Consider the following 13,445-nt stretch of genomic DNA (forward strand, 5'->3'; position numbering starts at 1 on the left):
TCAAGCCGCGGCCGACGCCAGCCGCCGGCGGACTTCTTGCTGGGCCGAGACTAGGTCGCTTTCGGCGATGACGACCTCCCTTGCGTTTTTACCTTGGCGGGCGAACACCAGCACGCACCGGGTCACCGCTTCGCCTATCGCCTGTTCCACCGCCAGGGAGTAGGCGGCCAACTGAAGCCGGTAGCGGTCGACTTTGGCCTGGAGCGTTTCGTCGTCGTGGATGTCGTCGGTCTTGTAGTCCACCACCACCAAGCCCTCCTTGGAGCGATACAGCAGATCGATGTAGCCCTCCACAACGGTGCCATCAACGGGGGCGGCCACGAACAGCTCCTTCCAATGATCGTTGGCTGCTGCCTCTCTCACCGTGGTGGACTCCAGAGCCGATTGGGCCAGAGCCCGGACCGTGCTCCGGGCGGGGAATGCCCCCTCGGCTTCGGCTTGAGCCTCTGCCACCGGGCCGAGGTTGTCGGGGTCGGTGTCGAGCGCCACCGTTTGCAGCACACCGTGTACCGCGCTGCCGATCTGGGTGCCGCCCCGTCCCTTGCGCAGCGGCGACCGATCGTCGTCGCCGTCGGCGGGGCCGTCCTTGCTCAGGCCGGGGAGTTGTCCAACATCATCGGTCTCGGTCCATGCGATGGCTGAGGCACTTGTGATTGATGGCTTGCCCGCGGCGGCTATGCAGATCTCCCGCTCGCTCTGCCACGTCGAAAAGGATGCTCGGCCGAGGGTGTCTGGATCCTCAGATGGCAAGGGTTCGGATGTCCACTCTGCTTTGGGCAGCGAGGCGGCGTGGTCCACCACCATCTCGGCCATCGACGGCTTGGCGGTGCTGTTCTTGCTTGGCTCCATGCGATGAGCTGACACCACCAGATGGTCCATGGCCCGAGTGAGGGCCACATAGAGCAAGCGCACGCGTTCGGCGTGCTCCATCTCCTCTTCATAGTCTTGTTGCTCGGCGAACGACCTGGTTCGCAAGAGGTTGTTGAAGCGCACCCCGAAGCCACCTCCAGCAGGCCACACCATCTGGGCCGACATGGGGCGGCTCCGGGCGTAGGTCCCCGACAGGATGACGATGGGGAACTCCCGGCCCTTGGCGGCGTGGATGGTGGTGATGCGCACGGCGTCGTCGTCGGTTTCCGACAAGATTACGTCGGACTCCCTGGTCCGCTCACTGATCTTCTGCTCCACCCAGGCAACGAACTCCCGCAAACCCCGTCCACCGGAGTCCTCAAATTGGCGAGCCTGGTCGACAACCAAATTGAGGCTGCGCCACACATCCCGGTTGCGGCAGTGGCCGAAGCAGCTCGACTCCAGCAGCCGCCGCTCCCGCACGATGCGCTCGATCACATGACTGGGCCTCAACCAGCGGACCTCGGTGTGCAGTTCGGCCAGCCACGCCATGGCCTCACCCACCGGGTGGCTGCTGGGTAGGTGCTTGGGCCTAGCCGCCATGTAGTTCCACGAGCCGTGGTAGGCGACTTTGTAGGTGAACAGGTCGTCGTCGCCGCATCCGAAGGCGGGGGATCGCAGGGCATTCACCAACGAGACTTCGTCAGTGGGATCGGCCAGTGCTCGCACTGTTGCCATCACGTCTCGAATTGCCTGGCTGATCCAGATCAGCGAACCGGCCTCGACGCGATAGGGGATGCCGTGGCCCTCCAACGCCTGTTCGAGTTGGGGCAGCGAGGTGCGGGTTGGCAGCAGAATGCAGATGTCCTCTAGCCGGGCCGGCCGCCAGCATTGTCGCTTGTGTTCGTCTAGGCCGTCGCCCACCGACCAGCCGTGGCCGACCGCGGTCAATATGGCTTGGGCCACCTCCTGAGCCTCTACGGCGCGCAGGCTATGGGTGCCGGACGCCCTGGGGTGTACGTGGTCGAGTACCGCCACGGCTGACCCCTTCGGGGGTCGCTCTCGAACGGAGTCAAGGGCCTGGTAAAAGGGCTGGACGTGCTGTTTCGAGGGGCTGGGCGGGGCCATGAATCCGTCGAACAGGGCGTTGATCCAATAGAGGATGGGCTCGACCGACCGGAAGTTGCGGGTGAGCGACTTCCGGTCCACGGTAGGGGCTTGTCCCGCTCGGGTGTACAAGGCGATGTCGGCTCGGCGGAACCGGTAGATGGACTGCTTGGGGTCGCCCACGAAGAACAGCCGCCCCGGCGTGTCTCGCAGTTCCCACCAGTGTCGATCGTCGTCAGGGGGCGTGGCGATGAGCTTGGCCAACTCGATTTGGATGGGGTCGGTGTCTTGGAACTCGTCTAGCAGCAGGCGCTGGTAGCGTCCTGCCAGCGCACTTCTGATCTCCTCGCCGTATTCAGGGTGTCGCAGCAGGTTTCGGGCCAGCACCAGCAGGTCGTGGTATTCAAGCACTCCTTTGCGACGACGGTCTTCGGCGGCTTCCAGGGTGAACGCGCCCAGTACCAAGGCCAGGCGTTCGATCAGCGAATCGGCCACATGTTCTCGGAGGTTCTCGATGGCGTCGCCCAGCTTGCGAAGCCGATTGGCCACTTCTTTCAATGACGGCTCACCGCTGTCCTCGTCGGGCCAGTTGTCCTTGCGGCCCGCTTTGGTGAAGCTCAGCCCGGGAACAAACAGCAGGCGCAGGATCTGGTCGTCGTCGCCCACCGCGTCGTCAAGCAGCCTGGCCCGCTCGGCGATGGTCGCGAGCTTGGGGAGCATTCGGTCGGTGGGGTCTGTGCAGTAGGCCGACAGGGCAGCCACCTCATCGAACCAACGGGGGAAGCCGCTCATGTCGGGTAGGCTGATCGGCCCGGTGGGAGGTGTCTGACCACCCATTTCCCTGTCGGCCAGATCCCAATTGTCGTCGAGTTTTCGGGCTAGTTCTCGCAGATGAGCGGTACTGATGCCCAAGATTCGGGCCAAGGCCAAGGGCTGTTCTTGTTCAGGGCCGCTCAGCAGGCGGCTTCGAAAGTCCTCCCAGCGGTCTTCAAATGCTTCGTCGGGGCTCACCTCGATGCGAGGCGGCAGTCCGGCTTCGATGGCGTGATGGGAGAGGATGCGCAGCGCGAACCCGTGGAGGGTGGTGATGGCCGCTCCGTCTAGCTGGTCGAGGGCCTCAGGGTGTCGGCCTGAATTGGAGAGCTTCTGGCGCAGGCGGTTTTTCAGCTCGGCGGCCGCTTTTTCGGTGAATGTGATGGCCGCGATGTTCTCCATGGCCACGCCGGTGTCGAGCAGGGCCAGCACCCGCTCCACCAGCGCGGTGGTCTTGCCCGATCCGGCCCCAGCTTCCACGAACAGGGTCGAGTCGAGTTCGGAGACGATGGCATCCCGGTCGGCTTGGTCGTTGTTGGGGAGCTCCATAGTCAGTTCGCCTCGGAGTCGAGTCCATGGGGTGACTCGGCCAGGTGCCGATAGTCGGCCAGTTCGGTTTGATCTTGCATGTTCTCCCACCCCCGGCGGCGCTCCTGGGTTCCCAGCCGGTCGGCGTTGCAGTAGTCGCAATACTGGCTGTACGGCCCCTCGGTGCGGTCGGGTTGAGGCCGGTCGCAGAACACCCCGCCTTCGATGCCCTTGGTGATGGTGTCTACCACTGTTCGGAAGCGATCCATCACCCGGTCGGTCAGCCAGTAGCCACAGGTCTTGAACTGCTGGTCGCTGGTGACGAACCAGTACTGGGTTCTGACCTGGGCATCGGGGTCGTCGATGTTGTCTCGGGCGGCCAGCCCGTACACCGGAAGCTGGAGCTTGGTGCCGCGCAGGACGGGATCCCAGTTCCGGCTGCCTTCGTCCAAGTCTTTGTAGCTGTCGGCCTTGCCGGTCTTGTAGTCGGTGACCAGCAGGCGGTCGTCGGCGCCGTGGTCTACCCGGTCGGCTCGGCCTCTGAATCGCACATTGCGGCCGTTGCGCAGCGTGATCGCCACCGCCCCCAGTTCTGCATCGGGCATTCCAAACGCCAATTCGCTGGCCGCAGCGGTGACGCCATACCGACGGCGCTGGGCATCGTCTTTCGACAAAAAGCGCTCCAAGTCGGTCAGAATCCGTCGCCGGTCGTGGTGCCAGTACACCGACGTTCCCGTCAGCCCTCGGGCTTCGACCTGCTCGCACAACTCCGCTCCGATCTCGAGGAGCCGGCGGCGCTGCTGTTCGCTCCACGGTTGGCCAGGGGGCGGCACTTGGTCGTTGTCAAGCTGCTCGCGCACAAACATGTCCAGGGCGTCGTGAACCAGCGAGCCCTTCTCCAACGCGGAGATCTGGAGCAGCTCCTCGGGTTGTTCGAAGGTCTGCACCCGCAGGACGTGCTGGAAGAGATAGCGCATCGGGCAGTCGGCCCAGGTTTCCAGGCTGGTGGGCGAAACCACGTCGCTGATCAGGTCGGCAACTTCGAGGTGGGACAGGTTGCCGTCGAAGCGGGTGAACTGGTTTGACGCCCGGCTGGCAACCAACTCGGCCCCTCGGGTCAGAACCGGGTCGTCGTCGATCGGCAGATCATCAGATCGACTGGTCTGGGCTAGGGCCTGCAATCGGAACTCTTGGGCGGTCGCCGGGAATTCGGCGTGGAGCACCCTGCCGGCAAACGAGGGGACGTGCTCGAACCAGCCAGCGGTGTCGTTGTCGGCCAGATTGCCTAGGTTGGTGCTGTCCACGACGCGGCCCGCCAGTACGCTCGCGGTGTCCAGCACCCAGCGAGACGGATGCTGTTCGGAAGCACGTCGGGCATCGCCCCGGGCGTACACCAAGGCAGCGGTCTCGGCTGAGGCCAGCACGGCCAGGAGGCCACGGTGTTGATCGCTCATTCGATCGGAGAGCAGGGAAAGGTCATCACTGGCGGCCATGCGCTCCCGGTCGGGCAGGAGCGGATCATCAGACGGGCTGTGGGGGAACGTTCCCTCGGCCATGCCGATCAAGATCACCCGGTCCAACTCCATCCCCAGCGAGGCGCCGATCTGCTCGGTGAGCACCCCGTATCCGACCCGCCCGACCCGCCCGGTGGGGGCGCCCAACTCTGAGACCAGGGTATGCCGGAAGGTGGTTGACCGGGGACGATGTTCTATCTCGTCCAGGTTGGCCAAGCGGTCGAGTATCCCCTCGATCTTGTCGCCGGCCTCCTGCTCAGCCGGAGGCCATTGTTGTCGGGCCTTCTCATCGCCCAGGTAGGTGTGGATCAGCCTTTTGATCCACCCGCACCAGTCTTTCCAGGAAGCCGGTTCAGGGTCAGGGGACAGGTCGCCGATGAGCTGGGCCATGAACCGGGCCAGCGACTCCGCGTGGTCGGCCTCTCGGCGCCGCCGCTCGACCCGCCCCTCGATTCCGTCGGGATCGCCCTCCTCTTGCCGGGCGGCTTCGCGCTGATCTGCGGCGAAGCTGTTGAGCCTCGTCTCCCACTGCTCAGAACCCCGAGCCACCCCGGCTTGGCGCGACACCCGCTCCCACGCCATCACCGCGGCCGCGGCCGGCGAGGGCTGCTTGCCGTCTACCGCCAAGGGAGTGTCGGTGGCCGATGCCACCGACAGCAGGGCGAACACTTCGTTGCGGCGGAAGTCGCGGCCCACCAGGTTGAGCAGGGCAATGAGCCCCCGGCCGGCCAGCGAGTCGGCCAGGGTGCGCCCGCTGGGACCGTTGTATGGGATGTCGGCAGCATTGAGGTGGCTGTGGAGGGCACGGATCACAGGCTCTCCGCTGCCGCACAGCACGGCGATCCGGTTCAGGGCGATGCCGTCTCGGGCCGCGTCGACCACCTCCCGGACTGCCACCCGGACTTCCTCGTCGGCGCTGGCCGTGCTGATGATCCGCTGGCCGTGGGGTTGGCTGACCGCCCTAGGCGGAACGAAATCTGCTCCCATGCGGCGGACCGACTCCGCTACGGCGCTATCGGCCTTTGCGTTTCCGGTGAGTCCGGCGATAACCGCTACCGACGTCGCAGCGGACAAGGAGGAAACCATGAGACCCTGTGATCGGGTGACCCGTTGGGGCAGGTGGATGATCACCGGGCCGAATTGTTGGACAAGGTCGCTGAACGACCCCGACCCCAGAGTGTTGATGGACAACTCGTTCAGATCCTGGCCGTCGTACCACTTGGACTCCAGCCTGCTTCTGACCTGGCCGCAGATGCGGACCACATCGGCCGCTCGCCGGCTCTGTGTCGCCAAGGCGTTGAGCTGATTTTCAGAGAGCTCGCGCAAGTCCCGGTAAGACCGCACCAGGGCCTGCTGGGTGGCGGGATGTTGGGCCGAGGCCCGAAACAGGCCAGGGTTGGTGTTCAACACGCTCCGCACCGTGGCGCTGAGCACCGGGTCGGAAAGCGGCTTGCGCTTCAGCTCCACGGCCATCTGCCGTCCAGCCAGGCGCTCGGCCAGGTCGAACAGTTTGAGGAAATTCACCGCGGTGATGCCCTGGTCCCGTGCTCCCAAGGCCCGCCGGGTGGCAATGCCAGCGATATTGGTGGGCACCACCACCGTGACCGGCGCCAGCGGGTCGCCACCCTTGAGCGCGTCGATCCGCTCGCCCAGCCGCTTTGTGGCAGGCAGCCCATAGGGGGTACACACGACCTCGATGCTCACGGCCAAGACTCTAGAGACTCGCTGTGACACTTCCCGGGTCTCGACATCGACCACCCGAAATGGCGGTGGTTGGGCCTGGTTCCTGCCGGTAGGGCATCGGCCAGATCGCCGTCCAAGGTCAGCGTGGTCCTCATTTAGACATCATGATGTGCCAAGTTGGTGATATTGAGATGCTTATCCCTGTGGAGTTCGGGGGCGGGGCAGCTGGGCGTGGGCGAGGCGGCCCATGGCGGGGGCCATGAGGGCTTGTTGCCGCAGGGCTGAGCGGGTGAGGTAGCGGGCCAGTTCGGCGTCGTCGGCGAGGTTGAAGCAATCCCGGTCAGCTTGGTCTTGTTGGGCCAGCTTGGGGCCGATGCGGTTTACCATGTCGAGGTAGCGCACCAGGCGAGCCACAGATTTGGCTCGAGCGGCGGGGTAGCCGCTGAGAGCGGGAGTGATCACCGTGCGCAGATCGCCCAAGACGGCGGCGTAGACATCGCTGGCCGCGGTGTCGATTGGCTCGGGCAGCTCGGACGGCTCTGCTTCCACTCCCAATGCCTCGCACACCAACTCGGCGGTGATCCGGCGGTGGAGGGTGGCGAACAGCATGCCCATGCCCAAATCGCCGCCGGCAGCTCCGGTCACTCCTAGCCCGATCAGGTTGCGCACCTGGCAGGCAAGCTGCCAGTAGCGCACCCGCTCAGCGTCCACCGGGCCGTCGTACCACCCGAAGGCCGTGTCGATGTCCACCAACGGGGTGAGCATGGCCCGCACCGTGATCCAGGCCAGGTCTTCCATCGGGTCGCCCACATGGGCCAGCTCCCAGTCGCACAACCCCGTCACCCGGCGGCCGTCGTGCAGCACGTTGCCCGGTCCCAGGTCGCCGTGTACCAGCACCACCCGCGGGGCCGGTTCGGGCGCAGTCTCAGCCAGCAGGCGCAGGCCGAGGTCGATCAGCGGATCGGGCTCAGGGCAATGGCTCCGATAGATCCTCGTCCACGCCGCCAAATCGTCAACCGCCAGATGGTCGGGCGGTGCCAGCAAATGGAGGGCGTTCACCTGGCCCATGAAGTCGCGGGCCACCTCGGGTTCGTCCAACGGCCCCGGAGATCCCTCCACATACTCCAGCAGCAATGCCCGACCATCCGGGCTGATCCCGCAGAACCCGGCAGCCCGCACCGGCGTGTCGGCCAGCCACTCGTATACCCGGGCCTCTCGGGCCAAGTCGTAGCCTTCTACCGACAGCGGCGACGTGCCATTGTCCATCCGCAAGAACCGCCGTTCATCGCCCGCCAGCGTCAGTACCCATGCCTGGCGAGAGGCCCCTCCCAGAATTCGAACCGCCTCAGTCACTGGCTTTCCGCAGCGCTGTTCAACCCAGTCGAGCAGCGCCGCGGGCAGTTTGTCCGTCATCGCAATCTATGCCCGGCTTGGGTATGCGCCCTGAGACGCCGTTAGCCGGTCGGTTCCTCTGCGGCTTGGGCTATCCGTTCGAGGGCGGGGGCGTCGGACCGCAGCTTGCCGATCTTGTCGCGGTGAAGCACCTCGGCGGCGCCCTCGGGGCATTGGGCCACGAAGGGGCACCAGCCGCACAGGGGCCCCGGGGAGGCTACGAACTCCAGGGAGATGCAGCTCTCCATGATGGCCAGCCAGGTGGACCGCAGTTCGTCGACCGCCTCGGCAAGGTTGGCGTCCGTGATCTCCACCTCCACTGCTTTCTGGCCGAGATACAGCAACTGGGCCTTGGCTGGTTTGCGGCCCTCCAGCTCGGTCAGCGCCGCGGCGTACAGCAGCATTTGGGTGGCGTAGTTGGATGAGAACCGCTCGGAGGGCGCCTTGCCCGACTTGTAGTCGGTGACCACCAGGCCCTCGTCGGTCTGGTCCACCCGGTCGATGATTCCCCGGAACGGCACTCCGTTGATCTCTACCCGGATGTCTTGCTCGGTAGCGGCCACGCTCACCTCGCGGGGGTCTTCCAAATCCCACAGCCCCTCGATGGCCCGCCAGCCGTTGATGCGGAAGTCCAAACCGCCCCGTTCATCCAACTCCAAGCCCTGGTAGTCGCGGTGGTTCTCCATTTTGGGCCAGAGGTCGCGTGCCAGCTTCTTGGCTCGATCCACCGTGCGGTCCTCCACCGGCTCCTGCATCAGCTTCTCCAGCACCATGTGGGCGAAGGTGCCGGTTACCGCGGCCTTGCCCGGCGGGTCGGGCAGGCGGTCGATGTAGCGGAACTTCCACCGGCGGGGGCACTCCCGAAAGGATGACGCGCTGGAAGGGGAGAGGTGTTTGGGCACGTAGCGCTCGGGAATCTCCAAGAGCTTGCCGTCAATGGGCTTCTCAGCCGACTCGGCCTGTTTGGCGGGCTCGGTCATGGTCATGTCTGTTTATCCGATTTCTCTTGTGGCGGTCAGAAGTCGAGGGCGTCGCGGTCTACTAACTCGCTGTGGGTGATGAGGAAATCCTTGCGGCGGCTCACGTCTGAGCCCATCAGGGTCTCAAACATCTCCGAGGCACCTTTGGCGTCGTCGAGGGTGAGCTGGCGCAGGGTGCGGGTGGCGGGGTCGAGGGCGCACTCGGCCAGCTCGTCGGTGTCCATCTCCCCCAGTCCCTTGAACCGAGACCAGCGGATGTTCTCGGCCTTGCGGTTGCCCTTGCTCAGCTCCGCGGTCTTCGCGTCCCTCTCGGCATCCGACCACGCCCGGTGGGTCTGATCGCCAACTTTGGCGGTGTACAGCGGGGGCTGGGCCGCGAACACCCGGCCTGCTTCCAGCATCGGGCGCATGAAGCGGTGGATGAGGGTGAGCAGGAGGCAGCGGATATGGCTGCCGTCCACATCGGCATCGCACAGGATCACGATGCGCCCATACCGGGCCTTGGCCATGTCGAAGTCGTCGCCGGATCCGGCTCCCATGGCGGTGAACAGAGCCTGGGCCTCGGCGTTGTCCAAAACCTGTTTGACCGACGACTTGGCCGCGTTCACCACCTTTCCCCGCAGGGGCAAAATGGCCATGTACTCGGCGTTTCGTCCCGCCTTGGCCGGCCCGGCCGCCGAGTCGCCCTCCACCAGGATCAACTCTGACTCCGGGCCGTGTACCCGGCAGTCGGCCAGCTTGTCGGGCATGCCGGTGGAGCCCAGCGACGCTGCCCGGCGCTTGTTCTCCAAGGTCTGGCGGGCCGACACCCGGCTCACCACCGCATCGGCGATCTTGGACTGCAATGCGGTGACGTGGCTCTTGGGGCCGGTTTGGAACCAGCTCTCCAATCCGTCTTTGAGCACGTTGTAGACGATGGACTGCACCGGCGGCGTGCCCAGTTCCTGTTTGGTCTGGCCCCGGAACTGCGGCTCGGGCAGGGTGACTTTGACCGCGGCCACCAGACCCTCCTGCACGTCTTCCCGCTGGGCCCGGTCGTTGCCCTGCTTGGCCAGGCGGGCCAGTTTCTTGGAGTCGGCCAGCAAGCTGTCGTTGACCGCCCGAGTCAAGGCCCGCTCGAATCCGGCCAAGTGGGTGCCCCCATGCGGGGTGGGGATGGTGTTGACAAACGTGTCCACCTTGGCGCTGTAGTCCTTGACCCAGCGCATGGCTATGTCCACCTGGCACTGCCGGGTGACCACGGTCATGGCGCCGTCTACCGGGACCTTCTCCTCGAATTCGCCCTCACCGGGTATGGAGATGACCTCGGTCACGGTCTCGGCGGCGGAGAGATGGCCTACCAGGTCGGCCAGGCCTCCGTGAGAGATCAGATCGACCGGTTGGTTTTCGGTGCCCCGGCGCTTGTCCTCCAGCCTGATCCGCAGACCGGGTACCAGAAAGCAGGCCTGCTGGGCCCGCTGGCGGATGGATGGGAAGTCCACCGCGGCGTCGGGGTCGAACAGGTCGAGGTCGGGCCAGAACCGGATGCGGGTACCGGTTTTTCGGGTGGAGCGTATTCTGCGGAGCTTGTGGCCCTTGGTGAAGCGGTCGCCGTCGAACTGGCCCGCCTTCTGCTTCGCGAACCAGAGCTGCCAAGTGGCGCCGTCTCGGTCGACCTCGGCCCGCAGCCGGTTGGACAGGGCGTTCACCACCGAGGCGCCCACCCCGTGAAGCCCGCCGGAGGCCCCGTAAACCCCGCCGCCGAATTTTCCGCCGGAGTGCAATTCGGTGAGGACGACCTCTAGCGCCGACACCTTCTTGGTGGGATGCGGATCGATCGGGATGCCCCTGCCGTTGTCGCCCACCTCCACCGACCCGTCGGAGTGGAGGGTCACGTCGATGCGGGTGGCGTATCCGGCGCCGGCCTCGTCCACCCCGTTGTCGATCAGCTCCCACACCAGGTGCATGAGGCCGTCGCCCCCGGTGCCCCCGATGTACATGCCGGGGCGCTTGCGGACGGCTTCCAGCCCTTCCAGGGTGACGATGTCCGACGCGTCGTAGCTGCCGTTGCCGTTCCCCCCGTTCGGGGGAGCGAACAGGTCGGGGTCCCGTCCCGGCGCGCGGGAGGCAGAGCTGGCCTGCGTCACCATCGGGGCATCCCCACGCTCAAGACCACCGTGTGGTCGGCATCCCCGTTGGCCAGGGGGAACGGTACCGGTGCCTTGGCCGGTTTGCCGTTGTCGTCCACTTCAGCCAACAGGTCGGCCGGGGGCGCCACGACGGCGGTTACCAGTTGGTGTTCTCCGGCCTGTGGCGCGCCCAGCCCGCCTCGAGCGGTTGCTGGAATGTCGGTCACCGGGATGATGGCCACCGACCCGGACCTGTCCACCATTATGAGGGCCTCATCGCCGCCCACGCTGTCGGCGGTGAGGATCCGGTCGTCGTCTCGCAACCTCATGCCCACCACCCCCGTGGCCCCCCGCCCTTGCACCGAGACCGACTCGACCGGGGCGCGCAGTGCCCGTCCACCGACGCTGACCAGCACCATCTCCGCAGTCTCCGGTGCGCAGAACGCGGCCACCACCCTGTCTTTGGGCTTCAGCTTGATGACCTGCTTGGCGGGCCGGCCCCGGTCGGCATCGGACAAGTCGATCCGCTTCACCGTTCCGGCCTCGGTGACGACCACCAGGGGATCGCCACCCGGCATCACAATGGCCAGCACAGCCTCGCTTCGCATTGTTCCGAACACGTCGGCCGCCCCCGCCCCCCGGCTGCGGCCGGAGACCTCGGGGATGGCTGATACGGGAGTGGCGATGATCCGGCCCCCCGATGTGACGGCCAGAACGGTTCCGCCGGGATCGGCCTCCACCGAAGCGGTGAGCACGTCGTGGCGGCCGAACTGGGATCGGCGCCTGCCTCCTGTAGACGTCCGGCCCACGATGCCGGTGGTGGACAGCGTGACCACGCATGGCCCATCGGCCGCGGGGGTCAGCTCCTCCACCGGGGTGGGCGCATAAACCGGGGCGTCTCCGTGGTGCACGATCTCGGTACGGCGATCCCGCCCGAAGCGCTCCACCAGTTCGTCCAACTCCTTCAGCACCACCGTGCGCTGGCGCTGTTCTGAGCCCAGCAGCTTCTCCAGGTCTTCGATCCGGGCGATCAGCTCGTCGCGCTCGTCGATGATCTTCTGCTTCTCCAGCGCGGTGAGCCGCCGAAGCTGCATGTCCAGGATGTGGGCGGCCTGGACTTCGGTCAGGTTCAGGGCGTCTTGCAACCGTCGGCGGGCGGTGGCGGCATCATCGGAGCCCCGGATGATGGCTACCACCTGATCGATGTTGTCCAGCGCGATGATCAGCCCCTCAAGGATGTGATGGCGGTCTCTGGCCCGGGCGAGGCGATGCCGGGTGCGCCGTACCACCACGTCGAGGCGGTGGTCGATGTAGTGGCGGCACAGGTCGTAGAGGCCCACGGTGGTGGGAACGCCGTCAACCAGGACCACGTTGTTGACGGCAAAAGTCTCCTCCAGCGGTGTGAGCCTGAACAGGTCGTAGTACAGCTTCTCGGGCGCCACATGGGGCTCGCACTCGATGAGGATGCGCAGCCCGTGGTGGCGGTCGGACAGGTTGCGGGCATCGTGGACGCCCGGCAGCTTGCCGTCGACGATCAGGTCGTTGACCCGCTTCACCACCTTCTCGGGGCCGACCATGTAAGGCAGTTCGGTGACCTCAACCCCCCAGCGGCTGCGGGTCAGCTTCACCGGTGCCATCTTGGCCTGGATGCGGATCGACCCCCGCCCGGTGGCGCAGGCCTGGCGCAAGCCTCCCTCCTCGGTGTCGATGACTCTTCCCCCGGTGGGGAAATCGGGGCCCTTCAGCACGTCCATCAACTCTTCGATGGAGGGCTTTGGCCGGCGCTTGGTCATCACCAGCCGGATGGCCGCGGCCACCTCGCGCAGATTGTGGGGGGCCATGTTGGTGGCCATGCCCACGGCGATGCCGGTGGTCCCGTTCACCAGGAGGTTGGGCAGCCGCCCGGGCAGACACACCGGCTCAGCGCTCTCGCCGTCGTAGGTGGGCCGGTGGTCCACGGTGTCCTCGTCGATCTCGTCGAGCATCTCCATGGCGGCGGTGGCCAGGCGGCACTCGGTGTATCGGGGGGCGGCGGGCGGGTCGTCCAGGGTCCCGAAGTTGCCGTGGGGGTCGATCAGGGTGATGGGCCGGGAGAATTCCTGGGCTAGTCGGACGAGGGCGTCGTAGATGGCGGCATCGCCGTGGGGGTGGTATTTGCCCATGGTGTCGCCCACCACCCGGGCGCTCTTGCGATGGGGCCCGTCGGGGCGGATCCCCATGTTGAGCATGGAGTAGAGGATGCGGCGCTGCACCGGCTTCAGGCCGTCGCGGGCATCGGGGATGGCACGAGAGGTGATGACCGAAAGCGAGTAGGCCAGAAACGACTCCGACATTTCATCGGCCACCGGGACTCTCACCAGTTCACGGGCAAAATCGACTTCGGGTTCGCTGTCGTCCGAGTGGGATTCGAACAGGGTCTTGGGTCGCTGGGGCATGGTTCCCTTGGCGGTATTGGTTGGGGGCGAAATTGG

6 protein-coding genes are annotated in these 13,445 nt (G+C 65.9%); all 6 read right to left on the reverse strand.

Annotated elements, in window-relative coordinates; all coding sequences use genetic code 11:
• The 6 genes from ACOGXA_RS16020 to ACOGXA_RS16045 all read right to left on the reverse strand — a co-directional run bounded on the left by ACOGXA_RS16020 (position 1) and on the right by ACOGXA_RS16045 (position 13,409).
• Entirely contained in the window at positions 1 to 3,318 is a 3,318-nt protein-coding gene (locus ACOGXA_RS16020; RefSeq protein ID WP_419924847.1) for a UvrD-helicase domain-containing protein, read from the reverse strand.
• A 2-nt stretch (positions 3,319 to 3,320) separates the two neighbouring features.
• Complete coding sequence (locus ACOGXA_RS16025) at positions 3,321 to 6,515, reverse strand: PD-(D/E)XK nuclease family protein (RefSeq protein ID WP_419924848.1); 3,195 nt, start codon at positions 6,513 to 6,515, stop codon at positions 3,321 to 3,323.
• Between the two features lie 174 nt (positions 6,516 to 6,689).
• Positions 6,690 to 7,907, reverse strand: coding sequence for a phosphotransferase family protein (locus ACOGXA_RS16030; RefSeq protein ID WP_419924849.1), 1,218 nt, complete (start codon positions 7,905 to 7,907; stop codon positions 6,690 to 6,692).
• 41 nt (positions 7,908 to 7,948) lie between these two features.
• Positions 7,949 to 8,872 (reverse strand): RecB family exonuclease, encoded by a 924-nt coding sequence (locus tag ACOGXA_RS16035; RefSeq protein ID WP_419924850.1) that lies wholly within the window; start codon positions 8,870 to 8,872, stop codon positions 7,949 to 7,951.
• Positions 8,873 to 8,901: 29 nt separating this feature from the next.
• Entirely contained in the window at positions 8,902 to 10,995 is a 2,094-nt protein-coding gene (locus tag ACOGXA_RS16040; RefSeq protein WP_419924851.1) for a DNA gyrase/topoisomerase IV subunit B, read from the reverse strand.
• Positions 10,989 to 13,409, reverse strand: coding sequence for a DNA gyrase/topoisomerase IV subunit A (locus ACOGXA_RS16045; protein WP_419924852.1), 2,421 nt, complete (start codon positions 13,407 to 13,409; stop codon positions 10,989 to 10,991). Before ACOGXA_RS16045 ends, ACOGXA_RS16040 begins: the two co-directional genes overlap by 7 nt.
• Between the last annotated feature and the right edge of the window lie 36 nt (positions 13,410 to 13,445).

The sequence above is a fragment of the Candidatus Poriferisocius sp. genome (genome assembly GCF_965208475.1).
Taxonomy (GTDB): domain Bacteria; phylum Actinomycetota; class Acidimicrobiia; order Acidimicrobiales; family Bin134; genus Poriferisocius.

Coding starts and splice junctions, on each gene's coding strand:
- ACOGXA_RS16020 (WP_419924847.1), bottom strand. CDS start 3,318: ATGGAGCTCCCCAACAACGACCAAGCCGACCGGGATGCCATCGTCTCC.
- ACOGXA_RS16030 (WP_419924849.1), bottom strand. CDS start 7,907: ATGACGGACAAACTGCCCGCGGCGCTGCTCGACTGGGTTGAACAGCGC.
- ACOGXA_RS16035 (WP_419924850.1), bottom strand. CDS start 8,872: ATGACCATGACCGAGCCCGCCAAACAGGCCGAGTCGGCTGAGAAGCCC.
- ACOGXA_RS16040 (WP_419924851.1), bottom strand. CDS start 10,995: ATGGTGACGCAGGCCAGCTCTGCCTCCCGCGCGCCGGGACGGGACCCC.
- ACOGXA_RS16045 (WP_419924852.1), bottom strand. CDS start 13,409: ATGCCCCAGCGACCCAAGACCCTGTTCGAATCCCACTCGGACGACAGC.